The organism is Leuconostoc sp. UCMA20149 (assembly GCF_030400235.1).
GTDB classification, from domain to species: domain Bacteria; phylum Bacillota; class Bacilli; order Lactobacillales; family Lactobacillaceae; genus Leuconostoc; species Leuconostoc pseudomesenteroides.
Window position 1 is genome coordinate 18,768 of the sequence record NZ_VJYC01000005.1, and the last position, 19,883, is coordinate 38,650.

Consider the following 19,883-nt stretch of genomic DNA (forward strand, 5'->3'; position numbering starts at 1 on the left):
GTTATGGCTAATCCACAACGCGCAGGTCGTCTTGCTCAAGAAGTTCAACGTGATGTAACAGATCTATTGCTCAAGCGAATCAATGATCCTCGTGTACAAGATGTTACTGTCACAAGTGTTGAATTGACAGGTGATTTGCAAATTGCAACGATTTATTATTCAATCTTGTCTGATTTAGCAAGTGATGCTAAAAAAGCACAAGCAGGATTAGAAGCCGCTAGTGGCTTAATTCGGAAAGAATTAGGTGCACGTTTGACAGTGTATAAGATTCCTGAATTAAAATTTGTGCGTGATAATTCCGTTCAATATGGTAATCATATTGAGGACTTAATCCGTCAGTTACACAAAGAAAATTAATAAGTTGTGAAGAAAAGACTCTCCCCCATTTTGGGAAGAGTCTTTTGTGTTAAAATAGGATTATCAAAATTATTTTAAGAAAATGAGCTAATACATGACTAAATTGACACAACCAATCAACAGTGCTGTTGCAGAGATGGCGGCAGATAAATTGCTGAACTTTCAATTGATGATTCGCGATATTCCTGGCATTCTTCGTCTTACTTTTGGAGAACCTGGTTTTGATGTTGACGATAAAATTAAGCAGGCGACAATTGATGCAGTAAATGGTAATCGATCGCATTATGCTGAGAGTCAAGGTGAAACGGATTTGCGACAAGAAGTTGTTGCTTATTTCAATGAAAAATATCATTTGAATTTTAAAAATGAAGATAACGTTATTGTGACACAGGGGGTGAGTGAAGCCGTCAATGTTGTTTTTCAAACGCTATTAAATGTTAATGATGGATTACTGATTCCTGAACCAGCTTATGGTCCTTATTTTGCGTCACTTGATCTGGCGCGCGGAACCAGAATTAGTATTGATACGACACCAAATGACTTCAAATTGACACCGGAAATGGTGGACAAAGCAATTGCTGAAGCAAAAGTTCCAGTAAAAGCTATTTTGATGAATTACCCGACTAATCCTACTGGAGTAACGTACTCACGTGAAGAATTAGAAGCGCTAGCAGTGACCTTTAAAAAGCATCAGCTCTGGGTTATTTCTGATGAGATTTATTCGGTTTTGACCTATAACAAAGAACATGTTTCCTTGGCTGAAATCATTCCTGAACAAACAATCTATATTAACGGTTTGTCGAAATCACATGCCATGACAGGTTATCGTGTTGGCTTTATTTTGGCGCAAAAGGAAATTATTGATGAAATGCAGAAAGTACATGGTGCTTTAGTATTTGCATTACCAACATTTGTTCAAGATGCAGCATTAGTTGCTTTGCGTGACGTGACGGATGCACCGGTGTTGATGCGTGATACCTATCAACACCGTCGTGATAATCTGCTGGCGCAATTGCAAGATTTGGGGTTTGAGGTTGTTGAACCTGAAGGTGCTTTCTATCTATTTGCAAAGCTACCTGAAGATTTAGGCAATGATGGGGATGCTTTTGCATTGGCACTGGCACAGCAGGGAAAAGTCGCTGTGATTCCCGGCTCAGCATTTAGCCATGGTGATGAACCTAATCCATACATCAGAATTTCGTACGCCGCATCTGATGAAGATTTGGCTGAGGGCATGAAACGTATAACAAAGTATATTGAAAAGGTACGCAGTTCAAAATGAATTTTTGGCAACGAATTTTTCGCTTGAAGAAAAAACAAACACAAGTAAATGCGACTGGGCGGCTCAATGCTATTAAAATGGCAAAAAAATCGGGAACGCTTGTTTTAGTGGCACCAGCCACTGGACAATTAAGACCTATTAAAGAAAGCCATGATGAGCATTATCAAGCTGCCAATGGTATTATGTTAATTCCAAATGGCGGAAATTTGATGCTACCAGTATCCGGAATTGTGAGTGAATCGACCACCGAAAAGTTAATCATTACGGATGGTCATGGTCAAGGTGTTACCATGACCTTAGTTAGTCAAGGTGAAGCTGCTCGATTGGCATGTTATGGTACCGGACAACAATTACATGCCGGTGATGTTGTGGGAACAGCTAACCAAAAAATCTTAGCGCAAAACAGTGAGGCTGTGCGTGTTTATGTTGTTTGGGCAGAACGCCAAATTCCAACAGTCCGTTTTGGTTCAGTCTATGCTGGCCAAAATATTTGGCAATCCGAGGATGACTTTAATGACAAACAAACAGATGATTGATGGCGTTCTGATTGTCAACAAGCCAAGAGGTGTTACTTCTTTTGATGTTGTTAGGCAGGTGCGTCGGATGTTTGGGCAAAAAAAGGTTGGGCATGCTGGTACATTAGACCCATCTGTGGCGGGTGTGTTAGTCGTTGCACTTGGAAAGGCGACTAAACTAATCGATGAACTCCAAACTAGGCCTAAGCGCTATGTTGGTGAAATCACTCTTGGCTTTGCGACGGAAACAGAGGATTTAGATGGTGCTGTAATTGCAACAAGGGCAATCGATATACCGATTACGGCGGCAAAAATTGATATTGCAATAAAATCTTTAAATGGTTCAATTAAACAAATGCCACCGATGTATTCAGCTGTGAAAGTAAACGGTCGTCGACTTTATGATTATGCCAGAGCAGGTGAGACAGTGGCGCGTCCAGAACGCGATGCAATGATTTATGATTTTCATCGAACGTCAGATATCGATTTTGAAAATAGTGTCCAAAAATTTAATTTTGAGGCAACTGTGTCAAAAGGTACTTATATTAGGACGTTGGCTTCGGATACTGGTAAGAGGCTTGATCTACCAGCAACAATGACAAGTTTGACACGGACGATGGGTAGTGGATTCACATTGAGTGAAGCTCATGACTTATTAGAGGTGGAAAAGCTTGCACCAGATGATTTACGTCAGACGATTGTGCCGATCAAAGATATTTTGACTTGGCCTACTCACGTTCTCTCAGATGATGAATGGTTTGCCGTTAGAAATGGTCAAAAAATTGCCGATTGGGAACCAAGTTCATTTTTGAAACAACTTTATTATAACGATAAATTAAAAGCAGTCTATCAGTATGATGACAGTGAGCACGTTTGGCGTTCGCGTTATGTATTTGATAATCAATAAATATGACAGATATAATTAAACTTCACTATCCAATTCAAAATGATGTCGAGCCAATGCAACAAGTTGTTGCGATGGGCTTTTTTGACGGCGTTCATCAAGGCCACCAATCGGTAATCAGACATGCTAAGCGCGAAGCTGAGAAACGTCACGTTCCACTCGCTGTATTAACATATGATCCTCATCCGATTGTCGCTTTCAAAATGTTAACCCAACCATTACGATACCTAACCCCGTTGGATCAAAAAATTGAACTGATGTCTGTACTAGGTGTTGATCGCGTGTATGTCATGCGTTTTACATCTGCACTTGCGAATTTATCAGCACAACAATTTGTGGATGAGATATTAATGCATTTAAACCCCGTGGCAGTTGTTGCTGGATTTGATCACTTGTATGGTCCGGCACATACCAATAGTGACATGACGCATTTACAAGGTTATGCTGGCAAACGATTTGAAGCAATTACTGTGCCAAAATGCAGCTTAGACGATCAAAAAATTGGTTCTTCACGAATCAGGAAATTACTTGACGATGGAGATGTTGATGAGGCGGCGAAACAATTGGCGCGAATCCACACGACAACGGGGATGATTGTTCATGGCGAGGCGAGAGGGCGCGAACTAGGTTTTCCAACTGCTAATATTCAAACGCCAGAACAAGAATGGCTACCAGGAATTGGCATCTATGCCGTCAAAATTGAAATTGCGGGTCAGTGGTTTATTGGCATGGCAAGCATTGGCAGAAACGTCACTTTTGGTGACAACAGACCAGTGACGGTGGAAATCAACATTTTAAATTTTCATAATGAAGTTTATGGTGAAGCAGTTAAGGTAGCCTGGTATCATCGTTTGCGCGGTGAGGTTAAATTCAATAATGCCGAGGAACTAATTGAACAACTTATTAAAGACCAAACGGCGACGCAACAATATTTTGAGACACTTGAAGAATAATCAAGTGTCTTTTTTGGCACTCTTATAAAAAGAGTGCCAAAAAGGGTTGCTTTTTTGAAAAATAGGTGTATCATAAAAGATGTTAGCAGTTAAAAAAAAGAGTGCTAAAAGGAGTGATGAGATGGCACTGACCGACAGACAAAAGTTAATTTTGAGTGCTATCATTTATGAATATACTCAGACTGCTCATGCGGTTGGTTCAAAAAGCCTGCAAGAGCAACTTAATATTAAAGTGAGTTCTGCTACTATTCGTAATGAGATGGCGACACTAGAAGCTGATGCTTTTATCAAAAAATTACACACTTCTGCGGGTCGAGTGCCATCTTACGAGGGTTATCGGTATTATCTTGACCATTTGATGGTCACCCGCAAGGCTTCTCCGCAAGATGTTCGTGCTGTTATTCAATCTTTCCGAGGCAATTTCCATGAAATTGATGACTTGTTGGATGAAACAGCAAGAACACTTTCAGCACTAACTGGCTATACGGCTTTAATTCTTAAACCTAAGCGTGTGGATATTAAAGTTTCTGGCTTCCGTCTCGTACCATTAGAGGGGCACCAATTAATTGCGGTTCTTGTGACTAATGACGGTAAGGTAACAAGCCAAACTTTCAAACTACCAAACGAAATGGCAATTGAATCTTTGGAGGGCATGGTTAAATACATTAACGAGCAGATGGTTGGTCGACCAGTTAATGATGTTCTAAAAATGATGCAATCTGATGAGTTGCCGACTCAAATGAGTCGCATGATTCAAACGCCGGCGGCGTTCTTGCAATTGTTTGGTGATGTATTGGCTCGTTCCGTTGGCGATAATGTTCATATTGGTGGCAGGCTCAACGTCCTTGATTTCAGTGGTGAAACTGGTGTTAATAATATTAAGCAACTGCTTGAGTTTCTCACTAATGCAAGAGCGGTTAGGCAAATTGTGACACCCTCCGCGCAAGTCCAAATTAAAATTGGTCGAGAAATTGGCGAAAAACTGCTTTCCAATTTCAGTTTGGTTACGCGAGATTTCTTGGTACCTAATCAAGGTAGTGGTGTTATTGCTTTACTTGGTCCAATACCGATGGCGTATAGTAAAAATGCGTTACTAATTGACGCTTTCGGAGAAGCACTAAGTCAAAAGATGATTGAATATACATAATTTAGGAGGTCACACCTGTGACAGATAAAAACGAAGAAGTGGTTGAAGAACAAGTTGTTGACGACGAGGCGACAACGCAAGAAGTTGAAGCTGATGTTGATGACTTGCAGACTGATGTCGATCCAAGACAGTCACAAATTGATGAGCTGACTGCCAAGGTTACTGAATTAGAAGATAAATTACTTCGATCTCAAGCAGAAATTCAAAATATTCAGCAACGTAATGCACGTGAACTGCAAAGTATTCGTAAATATGACGGACAACGCTTAGCAACGTCAGTGTTGCCAGCAGTTGATAACTTAGAACGTGCTTTGGCAGTTGAAGCGGATGACGCAGTTGCTAAGCAAATTAAGACAGGTGTTGAAATGACACTTAAAACATTGACTCAGGCTCTAACGGATAATGGTATTGCTGCAACAGGTAAAGTTGGCGACACTTTTGATCCGACGAAACATCAGGCCATTCAATCTGTTGACAGTGATGAAGTTGAAGTAGATCAAATCGCACAAGTTTTGCAAAAAGGTTATACATTGCAAGACAGAGTTTTGCGCCCAGCGATGGTTGCGGTTGCAAAATAATTACTATGGTGATTCAGCGCTGGCACCACACCTTAAAAAGACTAACTAATTAATTAAAAAGTAAAGGAAGAATATATTCATGTCAAAAATTATTGGTATTGATTTAGGAACTACAAACTCAGCTGTTGCCGTCCTTGAAGGTGGCGAACCAAAGATTATTACGAACCCAGATGGTGGTCGCACCACACCTTCAGTTGTGTCATTTAAAAACGGTGAGAGCCAAGTTGGTGACGTGGCTAAGCGCCAAGCTATTACAAACCCAGACACAATCATTTCAATTAAGTCACACATGGGTGAAGCTGGTTACAAGGTTAAAGCCAATGGTAAAGACTATACACCACAAGAAATTTCAGCAATGGTTTTGCAATACATCAAAGGATATGCTGAAGACTACTTGGGTGAAAAAGTTGATAAAGCAGTAATTACAGTGCCTGCTTACTTTAATGATGCACAACGTCAAGCAACTAAAGACGCTGGTAAGATTGCCGGTTTGGAAGTTGAACGTATCATTAACGAACCAACTGCAGCTGCTTTGGCGTATGGCTTAGATAAATTAGACAAAGATGAAAAGATTTTAGTTTATGATTTGGGTGGTGGAACATTTGATGTTTCTATTCTTGAATTAGGCGATGGCGTCTTCGAAGTATTGTCAACAAATGGTGATACTCACCTTGGTGGGGATGATTTCGATAACAAAATCATTGACTACTTAGCAGCGCAATTTAAAGCTGAAAATGGCATTGATTTGAAAGATGACAAGTTGGCTTTGCAACGTTTGAAGGATGCCGCTGAATCAGCAAAGAAGACATTGTCTTCAGCTAACGAAGCACAAATCGATTTGCCATTTATTGCTTCAGGTGATCAAGGCCCATTGCACTTGCAAACATCTTTGACACGTGCTAAGTTTAATGAATTGACAGCTGATTTGGTTAAGAAAGCGGAACAACCAGTTTTGAATGCTTTGAAGGATGCGGGCTTGTCATTCTCAGACATTGATGAAGTGATTTTGAATGGTGGCTCAACACGTATTCCAGCCGTTCAAGAATCAGTTAAAAAATTGACTGGCAAAGAACCAAACCATTCAATCAACCCTGATGAAGCTGTTGCTTTAGGTGCTGCTGTTCAAGGTGGTGTGATTACTGGTGATGTTAAAGATGTTGTGTTGCTTGATGTGACGCCTCTATCATTAGGTATTGAAACTATGGGTGGTGTCTTCACAAAGTTGATTGATCGCAACACTACGATACCAACATCAAAGTCTCAGGTCTTCTCAACTGCGGCTGATAATCAACCTGCAGTTGATATTCATGTGTTGCAAGGTGAACGTTCAATGGCTGCTGATAATAAAACATTAGGACGCTTCCAATTGTCAGATATTCCAGCTGCAAAGCGTGGTGTACCACAAATTGAAGTGACATTTGATATTGATCGTAATGGTATTGTAAATGTCTCTGCCAAGGATTTGGGTACTCAAAAAGAGCAAAAGATTACTATCCAAGCCGCCGGTGGTTTGTCTGATGAAGAAATTGAACAAATGATGAATGATGCTAAGGCCAACGAAGAAGCCGATGCTAAGAAGAAAGAAGCGGTTGACACGCGCAATGAAGCTGATCAACTTATTTTCCAAACTGAAAAGACTTTGGAAGAAGTTGGCGACAAGTTGGGTGATGACGATAAAAAGCCAACCCAAGATGCTTTGGAAGCTTTGAAAAAGGCCAAAGAAGATGCTTCTGCTGAGGACGCTGACTTAACTGATTTGAAGGCTAAGTCAGAAGAATTGACAAAGGTTGCCGGTGAATTGGCAATGAAGCTTTATCAACAAGCGGCACCAAAAGATGGGGCTGAGGGTGACGCAAAATCAGCTGATGACAATACAGTTGATGGTGATTTTGAAGAAGTTGATCCTAAAAAAGACGACAAGAAGTAATTATTGATCATGCAAACCGCATTCGTTGAGTGCGGTTTGTGTACATAAATTAGAAGGAGCGGGCACGTGAATAACACAGAATATTATGACCGTCTCGGCGTAGATAAGAACGCTAGTCAAGATGAAATAAAAAAAGCATATCGAAAGTTATCAAAAAAATATCATCCTGATTTGAACCATGAACCAGGAGCTGAAGATAAGTATAAAGAAGTTCAGGAAGCCTTTGAAACTTTGGGTGATGAGCAAAAGCGGGCGCAATATGATCAATTTGGACCAGCTGGCGCGCAAGGCGGTTTTGGTGGACAAGGTGGTTTTGGCGGTTACCAGCAGCAAGGTGGCTTTGGTGACTTTTCTGATCTTGGAGATATTTTCAGTCAGATGTTTGGTGGTGGTTACGATCCAAATCGACCAAGAAAAGGTCAGGATTTACAGTACCGTATGCGTTTGACATTTGAAGAAGCCATCTTTGGTAAAGAAACAACGATTAAGTTCAAACGTGGTGATGGTTCTCAACATGAAATTAAAGTGACCGTGCCTGCTGGTGTTGAAACTGGTCAACAAATGCGTTTGGCTGGTCAAGGTGAAGAAGGCTTTAACGGTGGACCACATGGTGATTTGTTCGTTGTCTTCCAAGTATCCGCTTCGCGTGACGGATTTGAACGTGATGGAGCTGATGTTTATCTTGAACAAAAAATTAGTTTCGTGACGGCTGCTTTGGGTGATGATATCCAAGTGAAAACTGTGCACGGAGAGGTTAAGTTACGTATTCCCGCCGGCACACAGACTGGTAAGCGATTCCGCCTAAGTGGAAAGGGTGCGCCTCGACTGCGTGGTAACGGGAATGGTGATCAATTTGTGGTTGTCACTGTTGATGTGCCAACAAAATTGAACAAAGAACAAAAGAAGGCGTTAGAGGCCTTTCAAGAAGCAACAACTGGCATAAAGCGCAAAGGGTTCTTTGATAAATTGTAGAATTTGACATGACAGAATAATTTTGTTCTGTCATTTTTTTGTGTTTTGTGTTATATTTTGTACAAATAGTGAGTGAACACTCACTCACTTAATAAAAATAATGAGGTGTGGCATGGAAAAAGTGATTGAACTTAAAAATGTTGATAAACACTTTGGAACTAACCATGTGTTGAATAAAATTAGTTTAACTATCAATTCTGGACAATTAGTTGGTTTAATTGGTCCGTCTGGTGCTGGAAAGTCCACGCTTATTGCCGCAATGCTTGGCATGTTAAGATTGGACGGCGGACAAGTCAGGTTATTGAACAGTGACATGCCTAATCGATCAGCTCTGCAAAATATTGGTTATATGGCCCAAAATGACGCGTTATATGGTAATTTAACTGGTTTGGAAAATCTGTCATTTTTTGGAAAATTAATGGGGCTATCTCGTTCGGTATTAACTGACAAAATTCATTTGGTTAGCCAAACTGTTGATTTACAGGATCACTTAGATTTACGGGTCAACCAATACTCAGGTGGTATGAAAAGACGATTATCTCTCGCAATTGCATTGCTATCAGATGCACCATTGTTAATTTTGGATGAACCAACAGTCGGGATTGATCCTGAACTTAGAATCAAAATTTGGCAAGAATTAGATAAATTGCATCAACAAGGTAAGACAGTTCTGATTACAACACACGTCATGTCTGAAATTGAGACGGTGGATCGCCTGTTAATGTTGCGAGACGGACATATCATTGCTGACAATACGCCGACTTTCTTGGAAAAACAATATCAGGTCACAAATATCGAATCAGTATTTATCAAGGCGGGAGAACGTTATGAGAATAATAGCCATATTTAAACGAATTATGACAGAGTTACGACGGGATAAACGTACATTAGCTATTGTCTTTGTTGCTCCACTGCTTATTTTGACACTGTTGTTTGCCATCCTACAAAATTCATCCTCAGTAACTGCAAGACTAGGTGTGTATCAAGTTGACCAAACAATAGTCAATCAATTGAAGAAAAATGATAATCTTCATCTTGTATCCCTGAAAGAGCGAAAGTCCGCCAAAGAATCATTGATGCAATATAATTTATCTGCTGTTATAACACAAAAAGAAAACCAATTGACAGTGACATACCAAAATGCAGACACAAGTCTCACTGGTATTGTGAAAGCAGATCTTACAAAGACGGTTTCAGGCGAACAAATGTCCAAACTTAAGTCGGCTTTGGCAAAGGTGACCAAACGAACAAAACCAGGCCGAGCAATATCTGAGATTAACAGTGGTATGACAATTAATGAAAATTATATTTATAGAAAATCTAACAGTTCACTCTTTATTAGTATTGCACCTGTAATGGTTGGCTTCTTTGTATTTTTCTTTGTTTTTCTAATTTCTGGTATTTCGCTGTTGCATGAACGTACAACCGGAACACTGAACCGGTTGCTGATATCGCCCGTTAAACGTTATGAAATTGTCAGTGCATATACACTAGCTTATGGCACACTGGCAGTGCTTCAAACTGTGATTATTGTCAGTTATGTTTTTTTCGTATTAGGTGTGCAAAATCAGGGTTCATTTGTACTTGTTTTGATCATCAATATTATTTTAGCTTTGGTTGCTTTGAGTTTAGGATTACTAGTATCCACTTTTGCCGCATCCGAATTTCAAATGATTCAATTTATTCCACTTTTAGTTGTACCTCAGATATTCTTTTCAGGTATTTTTAATATTTCTGGTATGAATCAAATATGGCAAGGTGTTGCTAAAATAATGCCACTATACTATGGCGGTGATGCGTTGACTAATGTGATTAAAAAAGGCGCCTCAATTAGCGGTGTATGGCTGGATTTAGTTGTGTTAATTGGATTTGCTATAATATTATTAGTGTTAAATATAGTTGGCTTGAAAAGATATCGGCGTGTTTAAGGAGGATTAATGACAGAAACAAATTTAATTGCACTATTTAAGCAATTATCAGCAAAAGATGATGCACTGAGTTCAAAACAGCAAGCGGTGTTGAATGCCAGTTTGCTGTTATTCTCAGAAAAAGGATTCGAGCAAACGTCGACGAAAGATATTGCCAGCGCCGCTGGTGTATCGGAAGGAACAGTTTACAAACATTTTAAAACCAAAAATCAGTTGTTGGTTAAGGGCATTGCGCCCGTACTTGACAATGTTTTTCAAAGTGCCGTTCATGAATTTTTGTCTCAAATCACTTCACGTGATAAAATACCAAAACTGCACGATGTTTTGATGTTAGTCATTTCAAATCGCGTCCATTTCATCCAAAATAATTTGCCAGCTATCAAAGTTGCATTGGTTCAAGTGTTAGTGGATAAAACGTTTGCAGAACAAATGGTTCAGCATTTTCGTACAGCAATTGTTGAGGAGGTGAAACCATTATTGAGCATATTACGAGAGCGTGGTGAAATATGTAATATCAGCGATTTTCAGGCGATAAAGTTGATTAGTAGCACAATAATCAGTATTGTTGTTGGGTATCAAATCAATAGTCATGTTTCCTTGGAGGATGCCATTGCTGAGGGAATAGTCGTTGTGGAAAAAGCCCTGAAATAGAAAAAGCCGTCTAGGTTGAAATTAATCAACCTAGGCGGCATAGTTAACAACAAGTTTAATAACTATTCAATATATTTAGTATCATCATCAATTTGCCATGGGGCTTTGATGTCAATATGATCATAATAAAGATGACCATGTAGGTGATCAATTTCATGTTGGAAGACAATGGCGGGATAGTCGCGCAGCTTAATTGTCTGTGTTTCACCATCTTCATCTTGATAACGAACAGTGATGCGGTCGGCGCGTGGTACAAATCCAGGTACGTCTTCGTCAACAGATAAGCAGCCTTCACCAACGTCCAGTGCGGCACGCTTGACTGACTCAGAAATAATCACTGGATTGAATATCGTACCTTTAAAGTAGGGCTCTTCTGGGTGGTCGTGTGGATCGAGTGATGGGACCAAAATTGAAGCCATTCTTAAAGAATAACCAACTTGTGGTGCCGCTAAACCAACGCCGGGACGAAGACCATATTTTTCATTTTCAGTTTCATCTTGAGAAACAACCAAATAGGTCATCATATCTTTAGCCAGTTGAGCTGTCTCATCACTCAGCGGGAATGGCACATCTTTAGCTGTCTGACGTAAGACAGGATCGCCATCTCGCGTTATTTTATCCATTGTAAATCTGATTGTCATGTTTTTTACCTCATATTCTAGTATATCAAACGTTTGAACATGTTAAAATAAGATTATGAGCGAAAATTATACTTTACCAATTGATGGTAACTGGACAACTGAAGATATTGTGATAGTTTCAAACTTTGTTGATGCCATTCTGAGCGTTTACGAAAACGGTGTTTCACGAGACGAACTGGTACAACACTATAACAAATATCGCGTTGTTATGCCTGCAAAAAGCGAACAAAAGCGTTTCGACAAAGATTTTGAACGTCAAACAGGGCATAGCATTTATCGCGTGACTAAACTATTACAAACGAGCACAGAAAAAAGGGTGCGACTATGACAATGAGTCAGTTGGAAATTCAAAATATTGACCAAACAGTACTTCTGTGGCTTGATGATCTACAAAAGGATACAATCAGTGCAATGAGACACCATTTACAGGTCGGAACAAAACATGACGAACGTGATTTGGTTACCAATGTTGATAAGGCGAATGAACAAAAAATTAACGCGCTTATTAGGTCTTTCGATGTCAATGCAAAGATTGTGAGTGAAGAAGGGTTCGGCGATAAACCAACAGCTATGAACGGGCATGTTTGGTTTGTAGATCCTATTGATGGCACAATGAATTTTGTCAAAGAACATACTGATTTTGCCATTATGATAGCCCTATATGTGGATAATCAACCAGTGCTAGGTTGGATTCTGGATGTGGTTGATAATGTTGTGTATCATGGCGGACCAAAAATTGGCGTGTTTGCTAATCAGTTGCGCATTCAACAACCTGGAGATGATAGCTTGGCGGAAGGCGTAGTTTTGCTTAGTGGCGCCAGATTGCTGTATGGTATGTTTGGCTATGATCAAATTGCTAAAGCTGCTCTAGGATATCGTGTTATTGGTGCCGCTGGTCCTTCATTTATACGGGTTATTACGGGACAAGCTGTTGGCTATTCGTCAAAAATGATGCCTTGGGATTTTGCTGCAGGCCAAGTTTTAGCGAAAACTTTGGGTTTAATCGTCTCAGATATTGACGGGCAAGCACTGGATATGTTATCATCAAACATAGTATTAGTTGCTACGAAACGAGCGCATCGCGACATTGTCGAGTTGCATAAAAGCTAGGGAATACGGATTCCCTAGCTTTTGTATGTGAGTAGCATTTAAATTAAAGGAGCACTGGAAAATTGGCAAATCGCGAAGACATTCGTAACATCGCTATCATTGCCCACGTCGATCACGGAAAGACGACGCTGGTTAACGAGCTTTTGAAACAATCAGACACTTTGGACTCACGCAAGGAATTGGGTGATCGTGCCATGGATACCAACGATATCGAAAAAGAGCGTGGTATCACTATCTTGTCAAAGAACACAGCCGTTAAGGTTGGTGACAAGCAAATTAACATTTTGGATACACCAGGTCACGCGGATTTTGGTGGTGAAGTTGAGCGTATCATGGGTATGGTTGACGGTGTTTTGTTGGTTGTTGATGCCTTTGAAGGTACAATGCCACAAACTCGTTTTGTTTTGAAAAAAGCTTTTGAACAACACTTGACACCCATCGTGATTGTCAATAAAGTTGACCGTCCTGGCGCCCGTCCTGAAGAAGTTGTTGACGAAGTTTTGGATTTGTTCATTGAATTGGGTGCTGACGAAGAGGATTTGGATTTCCCAGTTATCTTTGCTTCAGCTATGAACGGTACGTCATCATTATCACCAGTTGTTGAAGATCAAGAACACACAATGAAGCCAATCTTTGATGCTGTTTTTGCAACAATTCCTGCGCCAGTCGATAATTCTGATGAACCACTTCAATTCCAAGTGGCAATGTTGGATTATAACGACTTCGTTGGCCGTATTGGAATTGGTCGTGTTAAGCGCGGCACAATCAAGATTGGTGATAACGTTGAAGTTTTGAAGTTGGATGGTTCGACGCAGAGCTTCCGCGTAACAAAACTGTCTGGTTTCATTGGCTTAGATCAAGTTGACATCGAAGAAGCCAAGGCTGGTGATTTGATTGCCGTGTCAGGTATGGAAGATATTTCTGTGGGTGAAACAGTTGCAGATCCTGCTCATCCAGATCCATTGCCAATTCTTCGTATCGATGAGCCAACTTTGCAAATGACTTTCCGTCAAAATGATAGCCCATTTGCTGGTAAAGAAGGAAAGTTTGTCACTGCACGCCAAATTGAAGATCGTTTGCGTCGCGAATTGCACACTGATGTTTCTCTTCGCGTGGAAGACACTGATCAAGCTGGCGCTTGGTTAGTATCTGGTCGTGGTGAATTACATTTGGCCATCTTAATTGAAACAATGCGTCGTGAAGGTTTCGAATTGCAAGCATCACGTCCACAAGTTATTTACCGTGATATTGATGGGGTTCAATCAGAACCTTATGAATCTGTACAAATTGACACGCCTGATGAATACTCATCAACTGTTATTGACTCATTGAACCAACGTAAGGGTGAAATGGTCAACATGGAGTCTGTCGGAAACGGTCAAACACGTTTGACCTATATGGCACCTTCACGTGGTTTGATTGGTTACTCAACAGAGTTTATGTCAGCAACAAGAGGCTATGGTATCTTTAACCATACTTATGCTGAATATCGTCCAGTAGTGCGCAACTGGGAGCCAGGACGCCGAAATGGTGCCTTAGTCTCGATCAACCAAGGGGCAACTTCTAACTACGCCATTATGGGTGTTGAAGACCGTGGTCAAATGTTCGTTGGTGCCGGTGTTGAAGTTTATGAAGGCATGATTGTGGGTATGAATGCCCGCGACAACGACATTTCAGTCAATGTTACGAAATTGAAGCCTCAATCAAACGTGCGTTCTTCAAACAAGGATCAAACTGCTTCAATCAAGACACCTCGTACAATGAATTTGGAAGCATCACTTGAATTCTTGAATGATGATGAATATGTTGAAGTAACACCTGAAAACGTTCGTATTCGTAAAGCTATCTTGAACACAGCTGAGCGTGAAAAGGCCGCAAAACGTCGTAAGGCATCAAAGTAATTTTAAATTTTCGAAGTAGGTTAGATAATATGTTCTAACTTCTTCATGATGGAGCTATGGCACAATCTGGTACTGCAACGGACTCGAAATCCGTCGAGCCGCTTTTGGCGGTGTGCGGGTTCAAATCCCGCTAGCTCCTTTCGAACAAGTGTATATGTGGTAAGTAAAACAGCAGAACTGCTGTTTTTTTATTGTTTGTTAGGGGAGATACCTAGATTCAGTTAGATTAAAATTTAAGTTCAGTCATTCTATTATTAAATATCAATGATCAATAATTCCTGCAAATTAAAAAGATAATCATATTAAATAAACATTCCTAGACTGATCAATTGCCATACTTTGGTCTTGATTTGAAAAAATATAAGTATTATTGTAAGATTAATGATTAGAGGAGTATTAAATTGAAAAAAGAAAAAAATAATTTTGCTGAATTGTTACAACATCTTTCCTTGAATGATGAAGAACAAGTTTTTGTCAACATCGCAATCCATCAATTGATAGACGAAAAAGAGCGAGAAGATTTGGTAATCCGTAGCTTAATTGGTAATTTTCGACCGCTCGCTTTGCAACAAAAATTGTCGCCACAAGGTTTGCAATTTTTTACAGAACTAGTGAAACCAAATTTCAAAGATGATATCTCGTTATGGTTACCATTTTGGTTAGGAACAATTCACTGATAGGGGTTTAGTCAGCTTGACATATTTTTGATACAAAAAAAGTCAGCGGTAGCGCTGACTGAAATATTGCCATTATCTAATTAGCTAGTCTATATGTTTTGTCAAATTGTTGCTGGGTGATTAAAGATATTTGATTACCATCTTTAATCAAATAATCACCAATTTTACCGATACTGACAGACCAAGGCGCATTGACCAACAGGTCGTCTGGATAAATTTGGTGCCAACTTAATAATTTTTTGTCAAAACTCTGACGGACCCAACTCTCAGAGATAGGCTGATGTGAAATCTGCCAAACCTCGACCATCTTGTTACCTATTTTTGCTCTCATGATGTTCTCCTGTTTGTGTTAATGACATATAGTTAGGTGATTAGCTTTAGTTACCTGTGTATATTTGACTAAAGCCGTTTTCCAGCGCTGTATTTTTTGTCTCTGTAAAATATAGATCCTCACCATTTGTTGTTTGTGAAACGTATACTTTTGGTTGGCTTTCTTGAGAGATAAACAAGTAAAGGATTTTGTTATAACCATCTGATGATGTTTGACCGACAGCAACAGCTATGACTTGATTCTTGGAATTGCTGCTGCCATTTGGTGACCATTCAATGGTTGTATCTTGATTGTCAAACTTGATATGGCCACTAAGTCTACCATTTTCTAAGGCTGTTGGAAATGAAATACCATAATAATCAGGTTTTTGATTATCATAGGTACCAGTATATGTTTGATTCATTTCCGTTTGCCATTGGCTCATGAAATCACTTAATTGCTTGTTTTTAGTGGCATTCCAGGTACTTTTTACTGCGACATCGCTGCTACTCGTAGATTGATTTGAGCTATAGTTACTGGACGATTTGATGGATGATGACCGTGTTGAAGAAAGGCTAGATTGATGGCTAACAGTTCTTTGATTTTTGGTGGTTTGATTGCGTGAACTTGCGCCATATATAATCATGGCTAAAATCACTGCAATAATGATTAGTACGAAGACCGGCCACTTGGTCGATCTAGGCATGTGTTTTCCTCTCATAAAGGTCTCCCTTGGTGTGACTTATTTTCACCTAATATTATAACAAAAGTCAGTATTTTTCGGTTGGTAATTTAATGTAGTTACAGTGAATATTTTGACTTTGTGTGGGCTGTGTTGTGGAAAAAAGATTACTAGATAATGTATGTGATGTTCATACTTAAGAACAACTACGTCTGAAATAATGGAATGTGAGCTGAACCGAAATTACATTTATATAATGGAGGTGTATACTTCCTCAGTCATTTTTTGTCTAAATTTTAATTAATCATCATGTCTCAGGTATTAATCAAGTAAAAAACCAACTCATCAACAAACGTGATGAATTGGTCAAAATGCGTTGAGGGGGAGTATTATACACTGGTATATAAGCGTTTAGACAGCATTTGTAGCACTATTGTAGCACTATTTCATAATTTGTCTAATAGTGAAAGCGCCTTATCTGTTTCTTCAGAACGTTTTTTATCTAACAAATGAGCATAGGTTGATAAAGTAATGTTAACATCGGCATGACCCAACCGCTCGCTAACGTACTGAATTGACACATCTTTAGCTAGTAGGTAACTGGCATGGGTATGACGTAAACCGTGAAAAGTAATTATTTTGCTATTGTCTTGTTCTAGAAGACGCCTTAATTGCTTATTAGCGGCATTATCTGATGGTGGTGTGCCATTATCACCCTCGAAAGCAAACGTATCTCCAAACGTCCATTTTTTGGCTATTTCAACGAATGAATTAGGCATTGATACGATTCTGTTTGATGTTTTAGTTTTTGTTTCTTTAAAAGCCTGATCGTGAATTTGCCATGATTTGTTCACTGATATAGTGTTATTTTTAAAATCAAAGTCATCTTTGGTAAGACCAGCAACTTCTGAAAATCTTAATCCAGAATAAATCGCAGTCAGAATCATTCGACTGGTCACAGCATTATTATTTTTAACACGTTCAATTAATTTCTCCATTTCATCTGTTTCTAAAAATTTTAGCTCTTTGTCTTTGCTTTTGACTACTGAATATGTTTTAACATTTCGTGTGAAGTCTTTTAAAATCATGTTTTCATCTACTGCATAGCGAACAAAAGCGCTGGTAATATTTTTGATGTGTGATACAGATGATTTAACATGGTTACTGCCATATTCATTAATTAGAATCTGAAAGTCTTTTGATGTTATTTCTGATAACTTTTTGTTGTTCCAATTAGATTTTAAAACAGACAGGGTAGTGCGGTACCATTGTTTAGTTGCTGTTTCTAATTGTGGTTCTTTAAAAATGTGATACCATTCTTCAAATGCTTCGGTGAACACAACGTTATCAACGCTGAACTCATTATTTTTCTTTTTCATTTCAGCATCAACTGACCATGCCTGTGCTTCACGTTTTGTACTAAAACCAGACTTTGTTTTTCTTTTGCGTTGTCCGTCCTTGATAATAAAAACATTAGCTGTCCACTTTGAACCACGTTTGTATATTGAAGCCATAATAAAAACCTCCTTTAAAAAGGGGGCTTATATCTGTTATAATCTAATAGAACGCCCCGTGCGTTTACAATATTTTGTTCAGCACACCCAAAGAACTTTTGCGAGTAAGGGGTGTGCTTTTTAATGTTTACTCATATAACTTTTATGACCGAAAAATAAAAAACAAACTGATAGCAAAGACAAAATATATGAAAAAATCATGAATAACGGAATACCTTCTTTAACTAATATTGTAGATCTTTTAGGCAGAGTTTTATTTAAAAATACTTGTATACTTCCGTTTTTTATTGTATGTGTAATACGTGTGCCATTTATAAATACTGAAATATTAGAGGATCTATATCCTAAAACAGGCAACTTTATTTTAGTGGATTGTATTGAGCTTAGGTTTTTGAACGATAACTGATTATAATTTGCAGTGTAATCTGATGTTTTGTATAAACGGTTTTGTTCTGTCAATATATCATGATTAACAAAGTTTCGTCCCGTATCGTCTTGCCTAAGCATACTTGTTTTGTTGTCTTTTAAAGCACTAGATGGAACATAGTCTGAATAGTTCATCAGGCTCCAAAAGTTCTCATTAGATGTGCTGCTCTTGTCAAATGCACCTAACGAGGCAACGCCATAACCATCGTTTCCTTGTTTATAATATGATGTTATTTTCTCGTTTGTTGCTATAATCATGCTACCATCTTTTTCAATGTCCGGAAAATTAGATTTATGGATTGATGAAGCAACAATGGATAAAAAACTGAATGTTAAAACGAGATAAAGCGACTTATGATTGTTTTTATCGTTATATGTTTTTAGGACAAGCAAAGAAAAGCAAAAACAAAGAGTTAAACTATAATCAAATATTCTTGCTGGCATTTGGATTGTAGTTATTGGAGAATTCAATAATGTTTTTTCCCATGCTAAAGAAGATGTTCCGAAAAGTGCAACCACTACTGAAACAGATTGTCCTAAATTAATTTTTCCTGATACGAAAATAGAAGTAATTATGACAAAAAACATCATGATAAATACAAGACCTGAAATTCCGGGATTGCTTATCGTATCGGAGAGAGAAACACTCCAAGTCTGAAACTGATGGAGATTAACATTGGGAGTTTTGATATTATTTGTCTTAGAAAATATAATTATTGGAATAGTTACAGCCAAACTACCAAGAAAAGAGTATAAAGCAGTTTTAAAAAAATTAGTAGATGCAATATATTTATCAGATTTTTTTGTAAAGATAGTAACAATCCAATAAATAAATGTGAATAGCGCCAAAAATGCTCCCGTAATAAGATGTGAATAAATAGCAAGCAATATGCCTGAAGTTATATATTTATGAAAACCTTGAATATTTATGTTCATTAATCCAAAGCAAAGTAAGGGAAATCCAAGTTTGGCTAAGGCCTCTCCACCGATATTAGAAGTTGAGTATGTGGTAAATGCCGCCCAAAGGACAGCTAATAAAATACTTTTCCAAATTTCAAAATTCAATTTAAAACGCAAAATACAATATAAGATTGATCCTGATAATACAAAAAGCAAAAGTATAAACATTTTAAATGAGAAGATTGGACTAACAGTAGGAATAATATTAACAATAAGTTGCATGACAAATGACGGGTAAAAAATATTAGTCGCCACTCCTACTTGACCTAGTGACATAAAATTTTGCGGATACAAAAACTGAATCAAACTACCTGAAGAATTGTGTATTCTTGATAATTGATAGTATGTATCAACTGGAATCTTTATTGGATTAAATAGTATATTATTGAAGTAGACAACTCCTATTATTACTATAATAAGAAACGGGAAGACCTCCCTAGCTTTATTT

At 38.6% G+C, this 19,883-nt stretch carries 21 protein-coding genes and 1 tRNA gene; 17 read left to right on the forward strand and 5 right to left on the reverse strand.

Annotated features, from left to right (window positions below):
- Positions 1 to 3 precede the first annotated feature (3 nt).
- From rbfA to FF105_RS05520, 12 genes are all read left to right on the forward strand, one after another.
- Positions 4 to 357 (forward strand): 30S ribosome-binding factor RbfA, encoded by a 354-nt coding sequence (rbfA, locus tag FF105_RS05465; RefSeq protein ID WP_010295219.1) that lies wholly within the window; start codon positions 4 to 6, stop codon positions 355 to 357.
- A 94-nt stretch (positions 358 to 451) separates the two neighbouring features.
- Positions 452 to 1,639 carry an aminotransferase class I/II-fold pyridoxal phosphate-dependent enzyme gene (locus tag FF105_RS05470; protein WP_010295216.1) on the forward strand — a complete coding sequence of 396 codons (1,188 nt, stop codon included), beginning with the start codon at positions 452 to 454 and terminating at the stop codon, positions 1,637 to 1,639.
- Positions 1,636 to 2,175, forward strand: a complete 540-nt coding sequence (locus FF105_RS05475; protein ID WP_290046399.1) for a PTS sugar transporter subunit IIA — start codon at positions 1,636 to 1,638, stop codon at positions 2,173 to 2,175. The genes FF105_RS05470 and FF105_RS05475 overlap by 4 nt, the downstream gene beginning before the upstream one ends.
- The gene (gene truB, locus FF105_RS05480; RefSeq protein ID WP_010295210.1) at positions 2,153 to 3,061 is read left to right on the forward strand and encodes a tRNA pseudouridine(55) synthase TruB; all 909 of its coding nucleotides are present in this window, start codon (positions 2,153 to 2,155) and stop codon (positions 3,059 to 3,061) included. The genes FF105_RS05475 and truB overlap by 23 nt, the downstream gene beginning before the upstream one ends.
- A gap of 2 nt (positions 3,062 to 3,063) precedes the next feature.
- Complete coding sequence (gene ribF, locus FF105_RS05485) at positions 3,064 to 4,011, forward strand: riboflavin biosynthesis protein RibF (protein ID WP_010295207.1); 948 nt, start codon at positions 3,064 to 3,066, stop codon at positions 4,009 to 4,011.
- A 121-nt stretch (positions 4,012 to 4,132) separates the two neighbouring features.
- The gene (gene hrcA / locus FF105_RS05490) at positions 4,133 to 5,158 is read left to right on the forward strand and encodes a heat-inducible transcriptional repressor HrcA (protein ID WP_031941353.1); all 1,026 of its coding nucleotides are present in this window, start codon (positions 4,133 to 4,135) and stop codon (positions 5,156 to 5,158) included.
- Positions 5,159 to 5,175: 17 nt separating this feature from the next.
- Positions 5,176 to 5,736, forward strand: a complete 561-nt coding sequence (gene grpE / locus FF105_RS05495; protein ID WP_010295203.1) for a nucleotide exchange factor GrpE — start codon at positions 5,176 to 5,178, stop codon at positions 5,734 to 5,736.
- Positions 5,737 to 5,815: 79 nt separating this feature from the next.
- Positions 5,816 to 7,663, forward strand: a complete 1,848-nt coding sequence (dnaK, locus tag FF105_RS05500; RefSeq protein WP_010276308.1) for a molecular chaperone DnaK — start codon at positions 5,816 to 5,818, stop codon at positions 7,661 to 7,663.
- A 66-nt stretch (positions 7,664 to 7,729) separates the two neighbouring features.
- A complete protein-coding gene (locus tag FF105_RS05505; RefSeq protein WP_290046400.1) occupies positions 7,730 to 8,635 on the forward strand; it encodes a DnaJ C-terminal domain-containing protein in 906 nt (301 codons plus the stop codon).
- Between the two features lie 112 nt (positions 8,636 to 8,747).
- Positions 8,748 to 9,485 carry an ABC transporter ATP-binding protein gene (locus tag FF105_RS05510; RefSeq protein WP_010276301.1) on the forward strand — a complete coding sequence of 246 codons (738 nt, stop codon included), beginning with the start codon at positions 8,748 to 8,750 and terminating at the stop codon, positions 9,483 to 9,485.
- Positions 9,463 to 10,563, forward strand: coding sequence for an ABC transporter permease (locus FF105_RS05515; RefSeq protein WP_147651821.1), 1,101 nt, complete (start codon positions 9,463 to 9,465; stop codon positions 10,561 to 10,563). Before FF105_RS05510 ends, FF105_RS05515 begins: the two co-directional genes overlap by 23 nt.
- Positions 10,564 to 10,572: 9 nt before the next feature.
- The gene (locus tag FF105_RS05520) at positions 10,573 to 11,214 is read left to right on the forward strand and encodes a TetR/AcrR family transcriptional regulator (protein ID WP_010276295.1); all 642 of its coding nucleotides are present in this window, start codon (positions 10,573 to 10,575) and stop codon (positions 11,212 to 11,214) included.
- Positions 11,215 to 11,276: 62 nt separating this feature from the next.
- Here FF105_RS05520 and def read toward each other — a convergent pair whose 3' ends face one another.
- Positions 11,277 to 11,855 carry a peptide deformylase gene (gene def / locus FF105_RS05525; protein WP_010276294.1) on the reverse strand — a complete coding sequence of 193 codons (579 nt, stop codon included), beginning with the start codon at positions 11,853 to 11,855 and terminating at the stop codon, positions 11,277 to 11,279.
- A 55-nt stretch (positions 11,856 to 11,910) separates the two neighbouring features.
- Here def and FF105_RS05530 point away from each other — a divergent pair, with 55 nt between their 5' ends.
- The 5 genes from FF105_RS05530 (at position 11,911) to FF105_RS05550 (ending at position 15,543) form a co-directional block, all read left to right on the forward strand.
- Positions 11,911 to 12,183, forward strand: coding sequence for a UPF0223 family protein (locus FF105_RS05530; RefSeq protein WP_010276291.1), 273 nt, complete (start codon positions 11,911 to 11,913; stop codon positions 12,181 to 12,183).
- Positions 12,180 to 12,965: an inositol monophosphatase family protein gene (locus tag FF105_RS05535; protein ID WP_010276288.1), complete on the forward strand. Its 786-nt coding sequence runs from the start codon at positions 12,180 to 12,182 to the stop codon at positions 12,963 to 12,965. Before FF105_RS05530 ends, FF105_RS05535 begins: the two co-directional genes overlap by 4 nt.
- Before the next feature lie 62 nt (positions 12,966 to 13,027).
- Positions 13,028 to 14,866: a translational GTPase TypA gene (gene typA, locus FF105_RS05540; protein ID WP_010276285.1), complete on the forward strand. Its 1,839-nt coding sequence runs from the start codon at positions 13,028 to 13,030 to the stop codon at positions 14,864 to 14,866.
- A gap of 50 nt (positions 14,867 to 14,916) precedes the next feature.
- A tRNA-Ser gene (locus FF105_RS05545) sits at positions 14,917 to 15,005 on the forward strand.
- 262 nt (positions 15,006 to 15,267) lie between these two features.
- Positions 15,268 to 15,543, forward strand: coding sequence for a hypothetical protein (locus FF105_RS05550; protein ID WP_010276282.1), 276 nt, complete (start codon positions 15,268 to 15,270; stop codon positions 15,541 to 15,543).
- Positions 15,544 to 15,619: 76 nt separating this feature from the next.
- Here FF105_RS05550 and FF105_RS05555 read toward each other — a convergent pair whose 3' ends face one another.
- The 4 genes from FF105_RS05555 to FF105_RS05570 form a co-directional block, all read right to left on the reverse strand.
- A complete protein-coding gene (locus FF105_RS05555; protein ID WP_010276278.1) occupies positions 15,620 to 15,874 on the reverse strand; it encodes a hypothetical protein in 255 nt (84 codons plus the stop codon).
- Positions 15,875 to 15,920: 46 nt separating this feature from the next.
- Entirely contained in the window at positions 15,921 to 16,574 is a 654-nt protein-coding gene (locus tag FF105_RS05560; protein WP_290046401.1) for a DUF4767 domain-containing protein, read from the reverse strand.
- A 407-nt stretch (positions 16,575 to 16,981) separates the two neighbouring features.
- A complete protein-coding gene (locus FF105_RS05565; protein ID WP_290046402.1) occupies positions 16,982 to 18,049 on the reverse strand; it encodes a site-specific integrase in 1,068 nt (355 codons plus the stop codon).
- 120 nt (positions 18,050 to 18,169) lie between these two features.
- Positions 18,170 to 19,711 (reverse strand): hypothetical protein, encoded by a 1,542-nt coding sequence (locus tag FF105_RS05570; RefSeq protein WP_290046403.1) that lies wholly within the window; start codon positions 19,709 to 19,711, stop codon positions 18,170 to 18,172.
- Positions 19,712 to 19,883: the final 172 nt, after the last annotated feature.

Excerpts from the sequence above, each read along its gene's own strand:
- FF105_RS05515 (WP_147651821.1), top strand. The coding sequence starts at position 9,463 with ATGAGAATAATAGCCATATTTAAACGAATTATGACAGAGTTACGACGG.
- hrcA (WP_031941353.1), top strand. The coding sequence starts at position 4,133 with ATGGCACTGACCGACAGACAAAAGTTAATTTTGAGTGCTATCATTTAT.
- FF105_RS05565 (WP_290046402.1), bottom strand. The coding sequence starts at position 18,049 with ATGGCTTCAATATACAAACGTGGTTCAAAGTGGACAGCTAATGTTTTT.
- FF105_RS05530 (WP_010276291.1), top strand. The coding sequence starts at position 11,911 with ATGAGCGAAAATTATACTTTACCAATTGATGGTAACTGGACAACTGAA.
- dnaK (WP_010276308.1), top strand. The coding sequence starts at position 5,816 with ATGTCAAAAATTATTGGTATTGATTTAGGAACTACAAACTCAGCTGTT.
- def (WP_010276294.1), bottom strand. The coding sequence starts at position 11,855 with ATGACAATCAGATTTACAATGGATAAAATAACGCGAGATGGCGATCCT.
- rbfA (WP_010295219.1), top strand. The coding sequence starts at position 4 with ATGGCTAATCCACAACGCGCAGGTCGTCTTGCTCAAGAAGTTCAACGT.
- FF105_RS05560 (WP_290046401.1), bottom strand. The coding sequence starts at position 16,574 with ATGAGAGGAAAACACATGCCTAGATCGACCAAGTGGCCGGTCTTCGTA.
- FF105_RS05520 (WP_010276295.1), top strand. The coding sequence starts at position 10,573 with ATGACAGAAACAAATTTAATTGCACTATTTAAGCAATTATCAGCAAAA.
- truB (WP_010295210.1), top strand. The coding sequence starts at position 2,153 with ATGACAAACAAACAGATGATTGATGGCGTTCTGATTGTCAACAAGCCA.
- FF105_RS05535 (WP_010276288.1), top strand. The coding sequence starts at position 12,180 with ATGACAATGAGTCAGTTGGAAATTCAAAATATTGACCAAACAGTACTT.
- FF105_RS05555 (WP_010276278.1), bottom strand. The coding sequence starts at position 15,874 with ATGAGAGCAAAAATAGGTAACAAGATGGTCGAGGTTTGGCAGATTTCA.
- FF105_RS05470 (WP_010295216.1), top strand. The coding sequence starts at position 452 with ATGACTAAATTGACACAACCAATCAACAGTGCTGTTGCAGAGATGGCG.
- FF105_RS05475 (WP_290046399.1), top strand. The coding sequence starts at position 1,636 with ATGAATTTTTGGCAACGAATTTTTCGCTTGAAGAAAAAACAAACACAA.
- ribF (WP_010295207.1), top strand. The coding sequence starts at position 3,064 with ATGACAGATATAATTAAACTTCACTATCCAATTCAAAATGATGTCGAG.
- FF105_RS05510 (WP_010276301.1), top strand. The coding sequence starts at position 8,748 with ATGGAAAAAGTGATTGAACTTAAAAATGTTGATAAACACTTTGGAACT.
- FF105_RS05570 (WP_290046403.1), bottom strand. The coding sequence starts at position 19,711 with ATGTCACTAGGTCAAGTAGGAGTGGCGACTAATATTTTTTACCCGTCA.